Here is a 19,010-nt window from a genome sequence, read left to right as displayed (position 1 = left end):
GCTCAGAACTTGTGGCGAATCCCAACCACGCCCACCACCTGCGTGCTCGAACTCGACGGATTGCTGATCCCTTCAACGTCCGCCACCGTATTCGACGACGAGCGCTGATAGATCGCGTTCACATACAGATCGGTGCGCTTGGACAGGTAGTACTGGACACCCGCGCTGGTTTGCAGATAGTGCACGCTCGGCTTCGTGCTTTGCGTCGTAAGAACCTGCGTGTACGTTTCGCCGATTGCGAACATCACGGCCGGCGTGAAGCGATAACGGAAGCTGCCTTCGTAGTTGTTGAAGCGCTGCGATGCGCCCGTCTGCAAGTTGAACAGCGAGCTCGTGTACAGCATGCCGAACGTCGCATTGCCGAAGTCGTACGTGCCGGCCGCGCCCCATATCTGCTGCTTCGTGATGCCCTTCAGGAACGTGTAGTAGTTGTCCGACGGAATCGCGCCGGTCGTGTCGAGCGCCGGATTGTCGAGCACCACGTAGGCAATGCCGAGATGCAACGGACCCTGCGCATACGTGCCCCCGACGCTCCAGCTGCGGTTCGCCGCGAAGTTGGTCGCGTTGGAGAAACCGTACATCGCGTTGCCCTGGAAGCCCGCGAACGTCGGCGTGACGTATTTCACCGAGTTGTCGGTGCGAAACGAGTTGTTCAGGTCGTCGGTATCGAACGGATGCAGCGCGTACTGCGTCAGCGACGTGCTCGCGCCAATCTGCAACGGCGCCAGCGAATCCTGCGCGGCGTTGTACTGGCGCCCCATCGTGAAGGACCCCCAGCGCTGGTTCGCCAGACCCACCCACGCCTGACGGCCGAACATGCGGCTATTCGCGCTCGCCGTGCCGGTCTCGATGTTGAAGCCGTTCTCCAGTTTGAAGATCGCCGTGGTGCCGCCGCCCAGATCCTCGGTGCCCACCATGCCCCAGCGCGTGCCCTGTTCGTTTCCGCCGGTCGCCTGCCAGGTCGTGCTGCCTTTCTGGTTGCTCGTGTAGGTGATACCTGAGTCGACGATGCCGTACAACGTCACGCTCGACTGCGCCGCGGCGTTGCCACTGGACACCGCGAGCACCGCGCCGATCCCCGCGCCCGCAAGCGCCATCGCCAAACCTGTCCTGTTCATCTGCGTTTCCTTGTTGTGAGTGTGTGAACCTGGTCCGTCGAAGCCGCCCGGCTGCTGCGTGGGCGCCCCGATCTCTTTGTTTTATTGAATAAAACAATGTATCGTTTATTATTCGAAACGCAAAATTACTTGGTCAAGCTGACGCAGAGATACTGGTTTGCCCGCATTGACGACACAACCCGGCGCTGGGGGTTTTACTGGCCAACACAGCGTAAATCCTTGACCAGCAAGGATTTCAAAATGAACGACCCGGATAGCAAGGCTTTCAACGAGTCACTTGACCATTCATAAGGTTCGTCGTTAAATATTGATACGCTGTTTTATTTAATAAAACACACGAGCCATTGACTCTGGCCACGACGACCTTTAAAGCGCGTCGGCCACCAGAAAGGAATTTGTTTTGACGCCCGATAACAACACTTTTGCCGCGCCCGCCGACGCGCCGTTCTTTATCGCGCAACCCACCGCGGCGGCGCTGCCGATCCTGTTCGATTCACCGCACAGCGGCATCGCGCTGCCGGCCGATTTCGGTACGTCCGCGCCGGCCGCCGCGATTCGCACCTCGTGGGATGCGTTCGTCGACGAACTGTGGGCCGGTGTGCCGGCGCAAGGTGGGGTACTGATCGGCGCGCATTTCCCGCGCGCCTACATCGACCCGAATCGCGCGATCACGGATATCGATGCGCAATTGCTCGCCGAGCCGTGGCCCGAACCGCTTGCCCCACAGAAGTACACGCTGCGCGGCATGGGTCTGATCCGGCGCGACGCGCTGCCGAACGTGCCGATGTACGACCGCAAGCTGTCGGTCGCCGAAGTCCAGCACCGCATCGACGCGTACTACCGCCCCTACCGGGCGGCGCTCAGTGCCGCAGCCGAGCGCGCTTATGCGCAGCACGGCGCGCTGTGGCACGTCGACTGTCATTCGATGAAATCGCGCGGCAACGAGATGAACGTCGATGCCGGCGAGGCGCGACCCGACTTCGTCGTCAGCGACCGCCGCGGCACCACTGCGGATCCTGCCTTCACACAATGGGTGGCGGACTATTTCAGCGGCGCGGGCTATCGCGTGCAGGTGAACGAGCCCTATCAGGGTGGCGATCTGCTCGCGGCCGTCAGCGATCCTGCGCAGCGTAGGCACAGCATCCAGATCGAACTGAAGCGCGGGCTGTATATGGATGAGGCCGAGTTCGTCAAACACGCCGGCTTCCACACGCTCAAGCGCGACCTCGACGCCTTCGTCGCCGCGCTCGCCGACTACGTCCGCGCTCAACTTGCCGCGCCCCGCCCGGCTTAATGACGCAACCTAGGAAGGAACAACCGTGAACTACATCGTCGATTCCGTCGACAGCGCGCTCAAGCTGCTGAGCCATGTCGCCGAACATCCGGGTCTCGGCGTCACCGAGCTCGCCAATCAACTCGGCATCAACAAGTCGCGCGCTTACCGCATGTTGTGCACGCTCGAATTGCATCGCTTCGTCGTGCAGGACACACGCGCCTCGACCTACGCGCTCGGTCCGCAGGCGTTCGTGATCGGCGTCGCGGCCGCGCAGCAGAACACACTGGTGCGCTCGGCGCAAAAGCACATGCTCGCGCTCAATCAGGCGATCAACGAAAACGTCGTGCTGCGCGTGCGCGAAGGGCTGGAAACGGTGTGTGTCGCGCGTTGCGAAAGCACGCACGAGATGCGTATGATCGGCGCGGTGGGCAACCGGCGCTCGCTCAACAGCGGCGCGTCCGGCAAGATCCTGCTCGCGTTCGCACCGGACGCCGTCAGGACCGAATACTTCGCGCACCTGAAGAAACTGCCGCAGCCGCCGGACCTGATGAAGCTCGTCGACGAACTCGATGTGATCGTGCGCAGAGGCTATGCGGTGAGCGTGGGTGAAGTCACGGCGGGTGCGGTGGCCATCTCGGTGCCGGTACGCGATATGAGCGGCCAGGCAGTGGCCGCGATCAGCGTCTCGGGGCCAGAGATGCGCATCAGCCGGATTGAGATTCCCGATTACCTCGAACGTCTGCAAGCGTGCAGCCGCACGATCTCCGCCGAACTCGGGTACACCGCGCCGCAGATGAATCCGCAGCCGGCATGACAGGAACCCGCCCATGACCACGCTCGCCCCACCCACGGCGCCCACCGCCGACGACGACCATCCTCCAGGCAGCCATCCCGGCAGCGGCAGCGATGAAAAGAAGCCCCACGGCAAGATGCTGCATCCGGTGGTGATGATGATCTGGGTCGTGCTCGCCGCCGTGGCGATGACCTATCTGATCGACGCCGGGCACTTCGAGCGTCACGACAAGCTGGTCGTGCCGGGCACCTATCAGGTGGTGCCGAAGAGCCACAGCCTTGCCACGCTGATCGCACCGAGCGTCACCCAAAGCACGCCCGAGCAGGCCGCGCCCGCGAGCCTCGTGTCGGCCTTCGTCGCGGTCCCCAATGGCCTCATCAAGAACGCGCCGCTGATTTTCATGGTGATGTTCGTCGGCGGCATGTTCGGCGTGATGCGCAAGACGGGCGTGGTGGATGCAGGGATCGACCGGCTCCTGCAACTCACCGCGGGCAACGTCTATGTGCTGGCGCCGCTGCTCATGGTCCTGATCGGCCTCGGCAGCACGCTGCTCGGCTTCATCTCCGAATACCTCGTGATCATTCCGATGGTGATGGTACTGGCACGGCGGCTCGGTTTATCGAACCTGTTCGCGGTGGGGCTCGTCGCGATTGCCGCGAAGGTCGGGTATATCGCCTCGGTGACCAATCCGTTGTCGCTCGCCGTCGCGCAGCCGATCGTCGGTGTGCCGCTCTTTAGCGGTATCGCGATGCGCATCGGTGTGTTCGTCGTGTTCCTGACGCTGGGCATTCTGTATCTGCTGGCTCACGTGCGTTTGAGCGGCTATCGGTTGGCCGTCGCACGCGCGAGTCTGGACGAACACCCGCAAGCTAAGCTCTCGGGCCGCCACAAGGCGACGTTAATCGTGCTGACGATCGCCGCTGCGATGCTGGTGATCGGCACGCGTGAATTGCATTGGGGCAACGTCGAGTTGTCCGCGTTCTACGTGTTCATCAGCATCGTGACGGCGGCCGTGGGCAGGCTCGATTCGCGCAGCGCGGCCGACGCTTTCGTCGACGGCATGAAGGGGATGATTCTGGCGGGTTTGCTGATCGGTCTCGCGGCATCGGTCGAACTGATTCTGCAGAACAGCCTGGTGCTCGACACGCTGATCGACCATTTCACGCGGCTCGCGCGCGGCCAATCGGCGGTGTGGGTGGCGAACGGCCTGATGGCCGTGCAGATGGTGCTCGACGTGTTCATTCCGTCCGTGTCCGGCAAGGCCGCGGTCAGCATGCCGATCATTGGGCCGATTGCGCAGTTGTCCGGTGTTAGCGGGCAAACCTCGGTGCTCGCCTTCGTGTTGGGCGGCGGCTTGACGAACATGGTGACGCCGACCTCCGGAATGCTGCTCGCGTATCTCGCCACCGCGCGGGTCGGCTTCGGTCAGTGGATCAGGTTCATCCTGCCGCTGTTCGTGGTGCTGCTGGTGCTGTCGGGTGGCGCGCTGGCGTTGGCCGTCTGGACGGGGTATTAAAAGGCGGATTTCACCCTTGCGCGGCGCACCAGGGCATACCCGAATCCGCCCGCCGCGTGGCAGATCCATCTCAAAACTTCATTAAAACGCGCGGCCCGTCGCGCTGTTTCGTTGAACGCCTGACCAAGTAGAAAAAATTCACTCCAATCGGCGCTAAAAAATAGAGTCTCTTTCGCCGCGTCACCTTTTGTGGTCCCCACCCACGGCGCGCGGATGCAAAACAATGGAGACTCACCCATGACCGCTCGCCTGCCCATCGACGGCACGCCCGCTCTCGCCGACTACAAGCTGTCCGACAACCTCACCGCCACGCGCGGCCGAATCTTCCTGACCGGTACACAGGCGCTGGTGCGCCTTGCGCTGATGCAGCGCGCAGCCGACCGCGCGCACGGCATGAACACGGCCGGCTTCATTAGCGGCTATCGCGGCTCGCCGCTCGGCATGGTCGACCAGCAGTTGTGGAAAGCGCAGAAACTGCTCACGGCGAGTGATATTCGCTTTTTGCCGGCGATCAACGAAGAACTCGGCGGCACCGCCGTGCTCGGTACGCAGCGGGTGGAATCGGACCCGGAGCGCACCGTCGAAGGCGTGTTCGCCATGTGGTACGGCAAAGGCCCCGGCGTGGATCGCGCGGGCGATGCGCTGAAGCACGGCAACGCGTACGGCTCGTCGCCGCACGGCGGCGTGCTGGTGGTGGCGGGCGACGACCACGGCTGCGTGTCGTCGTCGATGCCGCACCAGAGCGACTTCGCGTTGATGGCGTGGCATATGCCGGTGGTGAATCCGTCGAACATTGCCGACATGCTCGAGTTCGGCCTGTATGGCTGGGCGCTGTCGCGCTTCTCGGGTGCGTGGGTCGGGTATAAGGCGATTTCGGAAACCGTCGAATCCGGCTCCACTGTCGATCTGGATGCGCTGCAAACCGAATGGGCGACCCCGCAGGATTTCGAAGCACCCGCAGGCGGCCTGCATAACCGTTGGCCCGATCTGCCGAGCCTGACGATCGAAGCGCGGATGCACGCGAAGCTCGACGCGGTGCGTCACTTCGCACGCACCAACAGCATCGACAAATGGATCGCGCCGAGTCCGCATGCGAACGTCGGTATCGTCACGTGCGGCAAGGCGCATCTCGACTTGATGGAAACGCTGCGCCGGCTCGATCTGACAGTCGCGGATCTGGAAGCGGCCGGCGTGCGCATCTACAAGGTTGGCCTGTCTTTCCCGTTGGAGATGACGCGCATCGACGCGTTCGTTTCCGGTTTGTCAGAAGTGCTGGTGATCGAGGAAAAGGGCCCGGTCATCGAGCAGCAGATCAAAGACTATCTGTACAACCGCACGCAAGGCACGCGGCCGATCGTGGTCGGCAAGAACGCCGAAGACGGCACGCTGCTGCTGTCGTCGCTCGGTGAATTGCGGCCGTCGCGCATTCTGCCGGTGTTCGCGAACTGGCTCGCGAAGCACAAACCCGCGTTGGATCGCCGCGAACGTGTGGTCGATCTGGTTGCGCCGCAAATCCTCTCGAATGCGGCGGATAGCGTGAAGCGGACGCCGTATTTCTGCTCGGGCTGCCCGCACAACACATCGACCAAAGTGCCTGAAGGTTCTATCGCGCATGCGGGGATCGGCTGTCACTTCATGGCGTCGTGGATGGAGCGCGACACCACCGGTCTGATTCAGATGGGCGGCGAAGGCGTCGATTGGGCCTCGCATTCGATGTTCACGAAAACGCGCCACGTATTCCAGAATCTCGGCGACGGCACCTACTTTCACTCGGGTATTCTCGCGATCCGCCAGGCGGTGGCCGCGAACACCACCATCACCTACAAGATCCTCTATAACGATGCCGTCGCGATGACGGGCGGCCAGCCGGTCGACGGCAGCATCTCGGTGCCGCAGATCGCGCGTCAGGTGGAAGCCGAAGGCGTGTCGCGTTTCGTCGTGGTCAGCGACGAGCCGGAGAAATACGACGGCCATCACGACCTCTTCCCGAAAGGCACGACGTTCCACCATCGCAGCGAAATGGACACGGTGCAGCGCGCGTTGCGCGATATCGACGGCGTGACCGTGCTGATCTATGACCAGACCTGTGCGGCGGAAAAACGGCGTCGCCGGAAAAAAGGCGAGTTTCCCGATCCGGACAAGCGTCTGTTCATCAACGAGGAAGTTTGCGAAGGCTGCGGCGATTGCGGCGTGCAATCGAACTGTCTGTCGGTCGAGCCGCTTGAAACCGCGTTGGGCCGCAAGCGCCGCATCGATCAATCGTCCTGCAATAAAGACTATTCCTGCGTGAACGGTTTCTGCCCGAGCTTCGTCACGGTGGAAGGCGGCAAGCTGAAGAAAGCCGCAGGCGCCGCGTTCGATCCGGCAGCGCTCGCTGCACGCGTCGACACGTTGCCGATTCCTGCGACACATCTCGATGCCGCGCCGTACGACATCCTGGTGACCGGCGTTGGCGGCACGGGGGTCGTGACCGTCGGCGCATTAATCAGCATGGCCGCGCATCTGGAAGGCAAGAGCGCCTCGGTGCTCGACTTCATGGGCTTCGCGCAAAAGGGCGGCTCGGTGTTGTCGTTCGTGCGCTTCGCCGCGCGCGACGAGTGGCTCAATCAGGTGCGCATCGACACGCAACAGGCCGACGTGCTGCTCGCCTGCGATATGGTGGTGGGCGCGAGCGCCGATGCCTTGCAAACGGTGCGTCATGGCCGCACGCGCATCGTCGTCAACACGCACGCCATTCCGAACGCGACCTTCGTGCAGAACCCGGATGCAACGCTGCATGCCGACGCGTTGATCGACAAGATGCGCCACGCCGCGGGTGAAGACCGCATGTCGACGTGCGACGCCCAGGCGCTCGCCACGCGCTTCCTTGGCGACACCATCGGCGCGAACATCCTGATGCTCGGTTATGCCTGGCAACTCGGTCTGGTGCCGGTGTCGTTCGCCGCGATGATGCGCGCGATTGAATTGAACAACGTCGCGGTGCAGATGAATCAACTGGCGTTTTCAATTGGGCGTGTGGCTGCGGAAGACCCGGCCGCGCTGGAATCGCTGTGGCAAGCACGGCATCTGGCGAAGCAGGCGGTGCGCGTCGATACGCTCGACGAACTGATCGCGCATCGCGAAGGCCGTCTCCAGACGTACGGTGGCGCGAGCTATGTGAAGCGTTATCGCGCGCTGGTCGATGCGGCGCGCCGTGCCGAAACCGCGGTCGATGCAAAGAGCGAGCGCATCACGCGCGCCGTGGCGACGACGTTCTATCGTCTGCTCGCGGTAAAAGACGAATACGAAGTCGCGCGGCTGCATACGGATGCGGCCTTCCGTGAAGCGCTGGAAGCGCAATTCGAAGGCGTGGCGGGCAAGGACTTCGGCATCAAGTTCAACCTCGCGCCGCCGACGCTCACGCGTCCTCAACCGGGCGTCAATCCGACCAAGAAGACGTTCGGTCAATGGATGTGGCCGGTGCTCGGCGTGATGGCGAAATTCAGCGGTCTGCGTGGCACGATGCTCGATCCGTTCGGCCGCACGCTCGAACGTAAGATGGAGCGCGAACTCGCCGACGACTATGAAACCACGCTGCAACGCGCGTTCTCGAAGCTCAACACGAGCAATCTGGAAGACGTCGCGAAGCTCGCCGATCTGCATGCTCGTGTCCGCGGTTATGGTCACGTGAAGCTGGCGAATCTGGCGGGTGTGAAACGCGGCGAGCGCGATCTCGCTGCGCGCTTGCAGATCGAAGCAGCGACGAGCCCATCGGTGAAGAAGTCGTTGGAAGAGGTGAAGGGCGCCGGGCAGTTGCGCGGTATTCCGGTGGTCGTCGCGAAGTAGTTCTTTCGCGGGTGAATGAAGAACGCCGCTTCGAGTTGAACCTCGAAGCGGCGTTTTTTTGCCTGATGGAATGGTGACGCGTTGCGTCTGGTAGCGTTGATTTTCCGCCGGATCGTTTTGCTACGCGCTGCGTCCAATAGCGCTGGTTATCTTCCTGACGAATCAGCTACGCTTTGCGTCCAGTAGCGCTCTCACCTGCGCGACTTTCGCCGCGTCAACGGGCGCAAGACCGTTGACGCCAACGCGCACCCCCGAACCGAAGTGAACCGCTTGAACTTGCGTCGCGCTCAGGAAGCCGGCAACCGCGTCGATGGTCAAACCCGCGCCCGCCAGCACCGTGCAACGTGAGCCGGACGCTTGCCGTACCAGGTCACGCATGATCGACTCTGCCTGCAGTACAGAAGGTTTGCCGCCCGAGGTCAGCACATTCGTCACGGCATCGAAACCGAGCAGCACGTCGAGCGCTTTTTGCAGATCACGCGTTTTGTCGAATGCACGATGGAAGGTGATCGCCAAGCCATCCGCCGCATCGATCGCACGCGCGAGGCCTTCGCGATCGATCTCACCGTCTGCCGTCAGCATGCCGATCACTACGCCGTTCGCGCCGGCCGCTTTGACGGCACGCACGTCGCGCAGCATCACGGCGTAGTCGTCGGCGTCGTACACGAACGAGCGGCTATGCGGCCGCACGATCACGTTGACGGGGATATCAACCGCGGCAACCACCGCTTCGATCAACCCAAGACTCGGCGTCAAACCGCCCTCGCCCATTGCCGTGACGAGTTCGAGACGGTTCGCACCGGCCTGCGCGGCAAGCCGGGCGTCGGCAACGGTGGTGGCGATGATTTCGAGTAGGACGGACATGAGCGCGGCTGTGTGTCGTTGAAAACGACATGATCTCAGAACCGCCACTCACCGTTCCGATCTATACCATCAGAGCCACTACTCGCCCTTCCAATCTGGACCACCAGGACCGCCGCTCACCCTCCCGAGCGACCCATCAGAACCGCTATTCTTCGACCCAATCAATATCGCCGCAGAGCACACATGTCTGCTCACCGACACGCGTCGCCACCGACAGCGTCACACACGGCAATGCCTCGTTGATTGACAGATACGGGCGCGTCACATGCACGCGTTCCGGCGCATTGATCGCCGCGCGGAAATACGGACGACGCAGCCAGTTCGCCCCTTGCGCATCAGCCAGCGGCAAAAAGCGCGTCTCATGTGCCGCGCGATCGGCGCGCAATACGACGTTGCGGCCCGCCTGCTTGCCCTTCGCGTCAAGCAGGAAACAGCGCGCGGCATGGTCGAGCGCGAGGAAATTCCAGCACACTTCCTCGAGCGGTTCGCCGGCGGCGAGCCGTTCCGCTGCGCGCTCGAACGCCCGCAGGTACGGTGTGAGACGGCTCCCATTGCGGCGCTCGCGCGCTTCGGACTGGTCGCGATAGCGGTCGGTGACTTCGCTGATGCACGTCGTGGCGTGCGCTGCGTCGGCCGCGCCGGGATTCGGTCGGCCGAAGAAAAATCCCTGCACGAAGTCCGCGTCGCAGCCGAGCGCCATCTGCGCTTCATGCTCCGTTTCGACACCTTCGATCAGCACCAGCTTGCCCGCTTCGTGCAGCAACGCCACCAGCCCCGGCAGAATCGTCGCCATATCGGCACGATGTGCGGCGTGCGACAGCATGATGCGGTCGAGCTTCACGATATCGGGATTCAATTGCCAGATCCGTTCGACGTTTGAGTGGCCCGCGCCAAAGTCGTCGAGTGCGATCAGGAAACCGCGCTCGCGAAACTGGCGCACCGCGTCGACGAGCCGTTCGAGATCTTCTGCGCCCTGTTCGAGTACCTCGAGCACGATCCGCCGCGGCGACAGATCGAGTCGCTTCAGGTTGGCCAGCAAGGCGGCGGCGAGATACGGATCGGTGAGCGCGCCGGGATGGACGTTCAGAAACAGCCATTCGCGCTCGGCGCCGAGTACCTTGAAGTTCTCCAGATGCAGGGTCTGGGCGAGCCGGTCGACTTGCAGCACATCACCCAGGCGCGCTGCTTCTCCAAATACGTCGAGCGGCGAAACGGGGCGGTCGAGCGCGTCGTGCGCGCGCAGCAGCCCCTCGTAGCCAACCGCCCGCATATGCGACAGGCTGAAAATCGGTTGAAACACGCTGGTCAACGTCAGCTCGCCATGCTGCGCCGAAAAACGTTCGAGCCCCGACGTCACCTCGACATCGAAGCCATGCGGCGCAATGGCCGTCCTTTCCTGTTGCGCAATCGTCATGCAATCCTCTCACGCGAGAGCCGGGCCGGTCCGAACGCGGAAGCGAACAACCTCGGCACCGTTTCCCAAAATGTGCGTCATCGATATTCCTTAAGCAAGCTCCATGCGCACGCTGGCGCACATTCGAATGAAATTTGCAGGTCCGGTTGCACCGGTGGAAGGGACGATGCGCCGCGCACGGGCGTGACGCGCACCATAAAGGTGCAACGTCTCGCCGCGACACTTCCTGGCCGTGCTCGCGGGCGTCTTGCCGGGGTGGCGATGGCGCGATGCGTCGTCGGGCTAAACTTCGGCCTTGTTCCTTACACACACCTCACGACCGATATGCGGCGACATCGTCGACGATCGAAGAGGAAGCACCGTTATAGCGCCATAAATAGATCGATGGATATTGTCTTTACCGTACTGATACTTCTGCTCGCCGTCGCCGCTTCCGGCGTCGTTACCCGGATACTGCCGATCGCCTTGCCGCTGCCGCTCGTCCAGATCGCGATTGGCGCATTGCTCGCGTGGCCGAGGCTCGGACTGCATGTCACCTTCGATCCGGAAATTTTCATGATGCTGTTCATTCCGCCGCTGCTGTTCGCGGATGGATGGCGCATTCCCAAGCGCGAATTGTTCATGGCGCGCCGCTCCATTCTGATGCTGGCGCTCGGCCTCGTTTTCATGACGGTGCTGGCAGTCGGCTACTTCGTGCATGCGCTGGTGCCGTCGATCTCGCTGCCGGTCGCGTTCGCGCTTGCCGCGGTGCTGTCGCCGACGGATGCGGTGGCGCTAACAGGTATCGTCGGCAAGGGCAGAATTCCTGGACGGCTAATGCACATCCTCGAAGGCGAGGCGTTGATGAACGACGCATCGGGCCTTGTCGCCTTGAAGTTCGCAATTGCGGCGGCGCTGACGGGTGTGTTTTCGCTGCGCGACGCATCGATCAGTTTCGTGATCATCGCGGTGGGCGGTCTCGCGACGGGCGCGGCGGTGAGCTGGCTGTTCAGCTTTGTATCGGCGCGCTTTCTGAGTCTTAACGAAGAGGGTGATCCGGCGCCCGGCGTGGTGATGACACTGCTGATTCCGTTCGCCGCGTATCTGATCGCCGAGCGTTTCGAGTTGTCGGGCATTCTGGCCGCCGTCTCGGCCGGCATGATGATGAACTACGCGAGCATTTGGAATGCCGGGCCGGTGTCATCGCGAGTGCGCGCGAACAGCACGTGGACGATGATCGAGTTCGTCTTCAACGGCATGGTGTTCATTCTGTTGGGGCTGCAGTTTCCGCACATTCTTGGCCGCGCGTTGTTTGACGCGCACGAGACCAGCAACGCGCAGGTGTGGTTGCTGATCGGCTACATCGCCGCGGTGGCGGTGGCGCTCTACGCGCTGCGTTTCGTGTGGGTGTGGCTGCTACGCTGGTTCGCGAGCCGCGGCGCGGCGAAGCACGGCGTAGCCAACGCGGTGCCCGGCCTGCGCACGGTCACGGTGACGACGGTGGCCGGCGTGCGTGGCGCGGTGACGCTGGCGGGTGTGTTGTCGCTGCCCGAGGTTTTGCCCGGCGGCGCACCGTTACCCGGGCGGGACCTCGCGATTTTCATTACCTCGGGGGTGATTCTTTTATCGCTGCTGGTGGCCGTGGTGGCGTTGCCACTGCTGCTGCGTGGCTGGCGGCGAGGAAAGGATCCGCATGCCGCAGAGGAAGTGCTGGCGCGCACGACGGCTGCGCAAGCAGCGATTCGTGCGGTGGACGAAGTGCATGATGTCGAGTGTGCGGATCTTGATGAGTCGGCATCGGCGTATGCCGCGGATGTCACGGCGAGGGTGATGGACATTTATCGGCGAAGGCTTGCCACGCTGGGCGACGAACAGGAGCCACGGGAGTTGGCGCGCCGTGCCGATGCGCTGGAGTTCCGGATGAAGTTAGCGGCAATGCGCGCCGAGAGGAAGGCGCTGCTCGCGCTGCGCAGTTCTCAGGAGATTAATGATGAGACTTTGAATAAGCTCATGCGGGAGGTGGATTTGTCGGAAACGGCGCTGACTGTTCGGAGGAAGTAAAAGGGGTGTTGTTTGCCTGCGGCGCGCTTTTTTCTGTTTGCCTGCGGGGTTGGACTTTGCTTGGTTTTTTTGCCTGCGCGGCGCTTTTTGGTTGTGCCCTTACGGCGTTGGCCTTTCCTTGATTTCTTAATCTTACTGTGTCAGCTAAAAGCGATACCTGGTAGTATGAAGTAATAGCGACTACGGGGTATCGGAATGGCAGACGATCTCGATGAATTTGACGCGTATCTCGACCATCTGGCACAGGAGTTAGGGCACGCTAATCGCCACGCCGGCCTTAAAGGCTACTGTTCCGGTCTGGTGATGCCACTGTCACGCAAGAGCGTCGAACCAATGGCCGCGCATATCGATCCGCTTCATGCCAGTGCGAAGCATCAGTCGCTCCACCACTTCGTTGCCAAGGCCGAGTGGTCCGACAAGGCGATCATGCAGCGGGTGCGCGAATGGGTGATGCCGGCGCTAGGCGCGCATGCCGCTGAAGAGGCCGGCTACTACTGGATTATTGACGACACAGGCTTTCCAAAGAAGGGCCGCCATTCGGTGGGCGTTGCACGTCAGTACTGTGGCCAGCTCAACAGGACAACTGTCAGGTCGCAGTGAGTTTATCGATCGCAACGCAACGCGGCAGCCTGCCTGTCGCCTGGCAACTGTATGTCCCCAGGGAGTGGATTGACGATCGGGAACGTGCCCGTCGCGCCGGCATTCCTGACGATCAGGCCTTCGCAACCAAACCACAGATTGCACTGGCCCAACTGCGCGAAGCGATTGCATCCGGGATTGTGCCGGGTATCGTGCTGGCCGATGCAGGATACGGTGATGAAACGGCCTTTCGGGAAGGGATAAGCGCGCTGGGTTTGTTATACGCCGTGGGGATCCGTCCGGGCACCTCAGTATGGGCACCAGGTACGGCGCCGCTGCCGCCCAAGCCGTGGAATGGGCGTGGCAACCCACCTACACTGCTGCGTCGCGCACCCGGCCACGAACCGCAAGCGGTCAAGGCGCTGGCCATGCAATTACCTGCGAACGCCTGGCAGACCGTCACCTGGCGAGAGGGCAGCAACGCGGCACTCTCCTCGCGCTTCGCCGCCGTGCGGGTTCGTCCCGCTCATCAGGACTATTGGCGCAGTACCCTGCGCGCGGAAGAGTGGCTACTCATCGAATGGCCCGAGGGAGATAAGGAGCCGCTCAAGTACTTTCTCAGTACCGCTCCCGGGGAGGCGACACTTGAACAACTTGTATCGGTAACCAAGATGCGCTGGCGCATCGAGCGCGACTATCAGGATCTGAAGCAGGAATTCGGACTGGGTCACTACGAAGGTCGCGGCTGGCGGGGCTTTCACCACCACGCCACGCTGAGTATTGCCGCCTATGGGTTTCTGATGGCCCAGAGACTCAGGATGGGATCAGGCAGCGGCGATTAAAAAACTTCATCGAACGCGCGCTGCCTGCGCTTCCCGCGGATTACATCGCACGCGGCAGTCCAGCGCGCACAACGCCACGTTCCTGATTCCATCACTACCCTGCGTATCTTGCTCGGACTGCGCCTCACGCAACGCTTGCACCATTCATTAATGCAGTAACCTCGAAATTATATGACACAGTAGTACTAGTTAAGTCCTTGAAGAAAATCAGGGACCGCACTTCCTATCGAGGCAAGATATTCCGCCATAGCACCGGCAACTTTTCGCACGGCAGGACGTGCGATCATCCGCTCGCGCCAAGCCAGCAGGTTGGGTGTCTCTCCTGTTATCGGCGCACCCTTGCGCGCGCCGAACAGCTGCGCCATGTAAAACGCAATGTCGGCATAGGAATAGGTCTCGGCCAGAAATTCTCGATTCGCAAGAACGCGTTCCATGCGTCGATAATATTGCAACGCTTCGTTGCGCGCAGTCTGCGCCGCAGGATCATCCGGCGCATCTTCAAGACCCATCAGTCGGACAATGTGCGGAAAATAGATTTCATCGCAGCAGTGTTCAAGCTGACGCGCCATGGCGCGCGCCTTTGGATGCGCCGGCCATAAGGCGGGATTGGGCTTCAGGTCTTCAAGATACTCAAATATTTGCGTGGAATCGAAAATCTCCAGGTTGCCGTCTATCAGTACCGGCACCTGATGTTTCGGATTGACGCGCAATACATCTGGATGTTTGGGGTGGTAACCGCGCAACTGGTCAAACGGAGCCATCACCAGTTCGAAGTCGATGCCCTTCTCGTGCGCCGCGATCTCGACCTTGGCGCCGAACATGCTCAGGGGGCCGGAAATTATTTTCATTTGTCTCTTGCTCTCGTCCATGTTTGACCTTCGCATTGATCGAGCAGATTAGGGATGTGGCAGATAATAAGTCCGTTAACATGACACCTTATGTCATGTATTTGAGGTGAGGTGTCATTTATGAAAGCCAGCCGCCTTTTGTCGATCATGATGATGCTGCAAGCGCGCGGGCGTATGACCGCACCGGCTTTGGCTGAAGCACTGGAGGTTTCCGAGCGCACGATCTTGCGCGATATCGATCAGCTTTCCACTGCTGGCGTGCCGATTTTGGGGGATCGAGGTCGCAATGGGGGATTTCAATTGCGCGAGGGTTGGAGTACCGATCTCACAGGGCTCACGGAGTACGAAGCGCACGCGCTGTTTCTGGCAGGTTTGCCTGGGCCTGCGACAGAACTGGGCTTGGACGGCATGGCAACCTCTGCGCGGCTAAAGATGATTGCCAGCCTGCCTCCGGACTCGCGCGAGCAGGCTGATCGTGTCGCCAGCCGACTGCACATTGACACTGTGGATTGGTACCGTGCGCAAGAAACGCCGTTATTTCTGCGTGAAGTCGCCAATGCCGTGTGGAGCTCGTACCGTATCGAAGTGAAGTATGAGAGTTGGCATGGTTTATCCCGCCGCGAACTTGAGCCGCTCGGTTTGGTGCTCAAGGGAGGTACCTGGTACCTGATTGCCAAGGTGGTGGGCAGGCCCGGCGCACTGACCTTTCGGCTAGCGAATATTAGTGAACTCAAGTCCTCCCGCCGCCGTTTCAAGCGTCCTGCGCGATTTGATCTGGCGAAGCACTGGCGCGACGCCATGAACCGGTACGAGACCGATCTTTATCGGTTGACGGCACATATTGCCGTGTCGCCGCGGGGCGAGAATTGGTTGGCCAACGCGCGTATTGAAACCGCTCCAGTTTTGCAGGGTGCAGGTAGTGCGGAGGTGCCATCAGGATGGAAAGAGTTTTTGATGCCCATCGAATCCATCGAGCACGGCGCGCGGAAGCTGCTGGGATACGGTTCAAATTTGAAAATCGTAGGGCCGCAGGAACTTAAGAATAAATTTATGGAAGAGTTGTCACAGTTGAAAGCGCTCTATAAGAGGGGAGCATAAATTTTGGTATATGCGCAGGCAAACACTCAAGCGTCCGCTCCAGGACAGATCGCCGACTTTCGCCTATACGTGACGCAAAACGTCGTGAGCCGCCGATTCACAGGCCCTTAAACAGTTTCGCGCACATGAAATCGACGAACACCCTAAGCTTCGGCGACAACTGCCGACTCGATGGCCATAGGATCGAGAACTGTCCTGGGGCGATCCGATGTTCGTCGAGCAACGTCGTGAGCTTGCCCGTCGCGAGCGCGTCGTGTGCCAGAAAGTCCGGCATGTACCCAATGCCGAAGTCCGCGATGACAGCCTCGCGCAGCGCTTCCATGTTGTTGCAGGTGATCGCGGTGCGCAGGTTCGCAGGCTCACCACCATCCGCCAACAGTTCCCACGGCTGAAGCTTCCCCGTTGTTGGAAAACGGTAGCGCACGCACGCGTGCACTTCCAGGTCGCGCAGCGTGCGCGGCACGCCAGCTTGCGCGAGATAACCAGGCGAAGCGCACAGCATGAAGCAGAATGCGCCGAGACGGCGTGACATCAGGCTCGAATCTGTCAGCGTGCCGCTGCGAATGACGGCGTCGAAACCGCCTTCGACGACGTCCACGAGCCGGTCGTTGAAATCCAGATCCAGTTCGACATCAGGATAGAGCCGCGTGAATTCCGGCAGTGCGGGCAACAGGAATCGATAGCCGATCGCGGGTAGGCTGACGCGCAGCTTGCCGCGTGGCGTTTGTGCCGCCTCCGACAGCACATCCTGGGCATCGCGTAGATCTTCCAGTATCCGGTGACAGCGATCGTAGAAGTGACGTCCCTCATCGGTGAGCGTGACCTTTCGTGTGGTGCGGTGAAAGAGCCGCACGCCGAGCGATTGCTCCAGCTTTGCAATCGTCTTGCCGACCGCCGAAGCCGAGACGCCAAGCTTGTGGCCGGCGGCGACGAAGCTAAGCGCCTCCGCCGTGCGCACAAATGCGACGATTCCGTTGAGGTTATCCATCCCGCTCCGACACCCATTAAGCCGACTCAATTCAGGAATTTAACTCCTTTATCAGCGGAATTCCACATGGTTTTTATCTGATTGAATCCGGATTATCGTTGATCGCTCTGCCGGGAGTGCGCGTCGAGGAGACGTAGCGCGGACCGGCTTTCTTTGGGGAGCGTCGATGAGCCACACTTTTTCTTCCGTTTCATTGGGGCGGCCGGTCGCCATTCTCACGGCCGTTTGTCTCGCTGCGCTCGCGTTGCCGCTCAGTTTTTCGGCGGGTGCGCTGGCAACGCCCGCGATCGGCCGGGAACTCGCGGGTGGCCCGGTCGAGATGAACTGGATCACGAACGCGTTCATGCTGACCTTTGGTAGCTTGCTGATGGCGGCGGGGGCGCTCGCGGACCGGTTTGGACGCAAGCGCTTATTTGCGATCGGCGTAAGCGGATTCGCGCTGGTCTCGCTGTTGCTCGGCTTCGCACCGTCGATCCTGGTTGTCGATCTGCTGAGCGCCACGCAGGGCGTTGCCGCCGCGGCCGCGCTGGCGGGTGGGACGGCGGCCCTCGCGCAGGAGTTCGATGGCCGCGCGCGCACCCGGGCATTCAGTCTGCTCGGCACGACCTTCGGGCTTGGGCTTGCATTCGGGCCTGTGCTAGCGGGGTTCATGATCGAGCGCTTCGGTTGGCGAGCGATCTTCGCGACGGGTGCCGTGGTGGGCGTCCTGTCGCTGTTGTTCGGCGTGCCGCAGATGCGTGAATCGCGCGACCCGGACGCGCAGCGTATCGACTGGGCGGGAATCGCAACGTTTACCGGCGCATTGTCGTGCTTCACGTTCGGCGTGATCCAGTCCTCGGAGAGTGGCTGGTCGAACCCACTCGTCGTCGGATTTCTGTTGGGCGCGGCACTGCTGGCTGCCGCGTTCTGGATCATCGAAACGCGCGTCGCGCGGCCCATGCTTGATCTGTCTTTGTTCCGTTATCCGCGTTTTGTCGGCGTGCAAGTGCTGCCTATTGCGACCTGCTACTGCTACATCGTGCTGCTCGTCGTGCTGCCGCTGCGTTTCGTGGGTATCGACGGCTACAGCGAGATCGACGCGGGCTTGCTGATGCTCGCGCTGTCCGCACCGATGCTCGTCGTGCCGCTTGTCGCCGCGACACTAACGCGCTGTATGTCCGCCGGTGTCATCTCGGGTATCGGCCTGTTGATCGCCACGGCCGGCCTGTACTGGCTGACCATGGTGTTGGGCGGGGGTGCGAGCAATGCAGCGATCGCGCCGTTGCTCACCATCGGTGTTGGTGCAGGGATGCCTTGGGGATTGATGGACGGACTGTCGGTGAGCGTCGTGCCGAAGGAGCGTGCCGGGATGGCGACGGGTATTTTCAGCACCACGCGTGTTGCGGGCGAATGCATTGCACTCGCAACGGTCAGCGCAATTCTGGCCGCGCTCACGCAGGCACGCGTGCAGTCGACCCTGAGACCCCATGCTTTATCCGGCGAGGTGGGCGAAGCCGCTGCACGATTGGCTGCAGGCGATCTCAATCGCGCATCGGCGCTCCTGCCGGACGTCCCTCGCGCAGCGTTGCTGCACATCTATGCCGATGCGTTCGGTCTTCTGCTGGGTGGGTTGACCGTCGTTACGCTGCTGTGCGCGATTGCAGTGTTCGTCATTCTTGGCCGCACGCGTGCCGACGAGGATTCGTCGGCGGATCGCGAGGGGCTTGCGCGCGTGATGACGAGTGATCGAGAACACGCTTGATTTGTCGTCTGTTAAAAAAAGCCGCAGACGATGCTGCGGCGAACAAACACACACGCCGAACGTTGGGG

13 protein-coding genes and 1 pseudogene are annotated in these 19,010 nt (G+C 61.6%); 8 read left to right on the top strand and 6 right to left on the bottom strand.

Annotated elements, in window-relative coordinates; genetic code table 11:
* Window positions 1-2: 2 nt before the first annotated feature.
* Entirely contained in the window at window positions 3-1,118 is a 1,116-nt protein-coding gene (locus GNZ12_RS38490) for a porin (RefSeq protein ID WP_172309564.1), read from the bottom strand.
* A gap of 400 nt (window positions 1,119-1,518) precedes the next feature.
* Between GNZ12_RS38490 and GNZ12_RS38485 the strand changes: the two genes are divergently transcribed.
* Genes GNZ12_RS38485 through GNZ12_RS38475 form a run of 3 tightly spaced genes read left to right on the top strand, consistent with a single transcriptional unit; the run spans window position 1,519 to window position 4,703 of the window.
* Entirely contained in the window at window positions 1,519-2,412 is an 894-nt protein-coding gene (locus GNZ12_RS38485) for an N-formylglutamate amidohydrolase (RefSeq protein WP_172309565.1), read from the top strand.
* 25 nt (window positions 2,413-2,437) lie between these two features.
* Complete coding sequence (locus tag GNZ12_RS38480) at window positions 2,438-3,208, top strand: IclR family transcriptional regulator (RefSeq protein WP_172309566.1); 771 nt, start codon at window positions 2,438-2,440, stop codon at window positions 3,206-3,208.
* 13 nt (window positions 3,209-3,221) lie between these two features.
* Window positions 3,222-4,703: a YfcC family protein gene (locus GNZ12_RS38475; RefSeq protein ID WP_172309567.1), complete on the top strand. Its 1,482-nt coding sequence runs from the start codon at window positions 3,222-3,224 to the stop codon at window positions 4,701-4,703.
* Here the strand turns inward: GNZ12_RS38475 and GNZ12_RS38470 are convergent.
* A complete protein-coding gene (locus GNZ12_RS38470; protein WP_172309568.1) occupies window positions 4,700-4,942 on the bottom strand; it encodes a hypothetical protein in 243 nt (80 codons plus the stop codon). The two genes, GNZ12_RS38475 and GNZ12_RS38470, sit on opposite strands and share 4 nt — an antisense overlap.
* Here GNZ12_RS38470 and GNZ12_RS38465 point away from each other — a divergent pair.
* Complete coding sequence (locus GNZ12_RS38465) at window positions 4,941-8,528, top strand: indolepyruvate ferredoxin oxidoreductase family protein (RefSeq protein ID WP_172309569.1); 3,588 nt, start codon at window positions 4,941-4,943, stop codon at window positions 8,526-8,528. The two genes, GNZ12_RS38470 and GNZ12_RS38465, sit on opposite strands and share 2 nt — an antisense overlap.
* A 162-nt stretch (window positions 8,529-8,690) precedes the next feature.
* Here the strand turns inward: GNZ12_RS38465 and GNZ12_RS38460 are convergent, their stop codons facing one another.
* Window positions 8,691-9,392 carry a copper homeostasis protein CutC gene (locus tag GNZ12_RS38460; protein WP_172309570.1) on the bottom strand — a complete coding sequence of 234 codons (702 nt, stop codon included), beginning with the start codon at window positions 9,390-9,392 and terminating at the stop codon, window positions 8,691-8,693.
* 145 nt (window positions 9,393-9,537) lie between these two features.
* Complete coding sequence (locus GNZ12_RS38455) at window positions 9,538-10,806, bottom strand: sensor domain-containing phosphodiesterase (protein WP_172309571.1); 1,269 nt, start codon at window positions 10,804-10,806, stop codon at window positions 9,538-9,540.
* A gap of 384 nt (window positions 10,807-11,190) precedes the next feature.
* Here GNZ12_RS38455 and GNZ12_RS38450 point away from each other — a divergent pair, with 384 nt between their 5' ends.
* Both GNZ12_RS38450 and GNZ12_RS38445 read left to right on the top strand, forming a co-directional pair.
* Window positions 11,191-12,846: a Na+/H+ antiporter gene (locus tag GNZ12_RS38450; RefSeq protein WP_172309572.1), complete on the top strand. Its 1,656-nt coding sequence runs from the start codon at window positions 11,191-11,193 to the stop codon at window positions 12,844-12,846.
* A 195-nt stretch (window positions 12,847-13,041) separates the two neighbouring features.
* Window positions 13,042-14,353: pseudogene (locus GNZ12_RS38445) on the top strand (IS701 family transposase).
* A gap of 99 nt (window positions 14,354-14,452) precedes the next feature.
* Here GNZ12_RS38445 and GNZ12_RS38440 read toward each other — a convergent pair.
* A complete protein-coding gene (locus GNZ12_RS38440; protein ID WP_172317562.1) occupies window positions 14,453-15,115 on the bottom strand; it encodes a glutathione S-transferase family protein in 663 nt (220 codons plus the stop codon).
* A 120-nt stretch (window positions 15,116-15,235) separates the two neighbouring features.
* On the opposite strand from GNZ12_RS38440, the gene GNZ12_RS38435 reads away from it, so the two are divergent.
* Entirely contained in the window at window positions 15,236-16,213 is a 978-nt protein-coding gene (locus tag GNZ12_RS38435; RefSeq protein WP_172317512.1) for a helix-turn-helix transcriptional regulator, read from the top strand.
* A gap of 97 nt (window positions 16,214-16,310) precedes the next feature.
* Here GNZ12_RS38435 and GNZ12_RS38430 read toward each other — a convergent pair whose 3' ends face one another.
* A complete protein-coding gene (locus GNZ12_RS38430) occupies window positions 16,311-17,201 on the bottom strand; it encodes a LysR substrate-binding domain-containing protein (RefSeq protein ID WP_172317510.1) in 891 nt (296 codons plus the stop codon).
* Window positions 17,202-17,367: 166 nt separating this feature from the next.
* Between GNZ12_RS38430 and GNZ12_RS38425 the strand changes: the two genes are divergently transcribed.
* Window positions 17,368-18,942, top strand: a complete 1,575-nt coding sequence (locus GNZ12_RS38425) for an MFS transporter (protein WP_172317508.1) — start codon at window positions 17,368-17,370, stop codon at window positions 18,940-18,942.
* The last annotated feature ends 68 nt before the right edge of the window (window positions 18,943-19,010 follow it).

Source organism: Paraburkholderia solitsugae (assembly GCF_013177695.1).
Taxonomy (GTDB): Bacteria; Pseudomonadota; Gammaproteobacteria; order Burkholderiales; family Burkholderiaceae; genus Paraburkholderia; species Paraburkholderia solitsugae.
Note: the sequence above shows the minus strand (reverse complement) of the source record. Positions and strands in the feature narration are given on the sequence as shown.

Coding starts and splice junctions, on each gene's coding strand:
- GNZ12_RS38455 (WP_172309571.1), bottom strand. CDS start 10,806: ATGACGATTGCGCAACAGGAAAGGACGGCCATTGCGCCGCATGGCTTC.
- GNZ12_RS38430 (WP_172317510.1), bottom strand. CDS start 17,201: ATGGATAACCTCAACGGAATCGTCGCATTTGTGCGCACGGCGGAGGCG.
- GNZ12_RS38435 (WP_172317512.1), top strand. CDS start 15,236: ATGAAAGCCAGCCGCCTTTTGTCGATCATGATGATGCTGCAAGCGCGC.
- GNZ12_RS38450 (WP_172309572.1), top strand. CDS start 11,191: ATGGATATTGTCTTTACCGTACTGATACTTCTGCTCGCCGTCGCCGCT.
- GNZ12_RS38470 (WP_172309568.1), bottom strand. CDS start 4,942: ATGGGTGAGTCTCCATTGTTTTGCATCCGCGCGCCGTGGGTGGGGACC.
- GNZ12_RS38490 (WP_172309564.1), bottom strand. CDS start 1,118: ATGAACAGGACAGGTTTGGCGATGGCGCTTGCGGGCGCGGGGATCGGC.
- GNZ12_RS38460 (WP_172309570.1), bottom strand. CDS start 9,392: ATGTCCGTCCTACTCGAAATCATCGCCACCACCGTTGCCGACGCCCGG.
- GNZ12_RS38440 (WP_172317562.1), bottom strand. CDS start 15,115: ATGAAAATAATTTCCGGCCCCCTGAGCATGTTCGGCGCCAAGGTCGAG.
- GNZ12_RS38425 (WP_172317508.1), top strand. CDS start 17,368: ATGAGCCACACTTTTTCTTCCGTTTCATTGGGGCGGCCGGTCGCCATT.
- GNZ12_RS38465 (WP_172309569.1), top strand. CDS start 4,941: ATGACCGCTCGCCTGCCCATCGACGGCACGCCCGCTCTCGCCGACTAC.
- GNZ12_RS38475 (WP_172309567.1), top strand. CDS start 3,222: ATGACCACGCTCGCCCCACCCACGGCGCCCACCGCCGACGACGACCAT.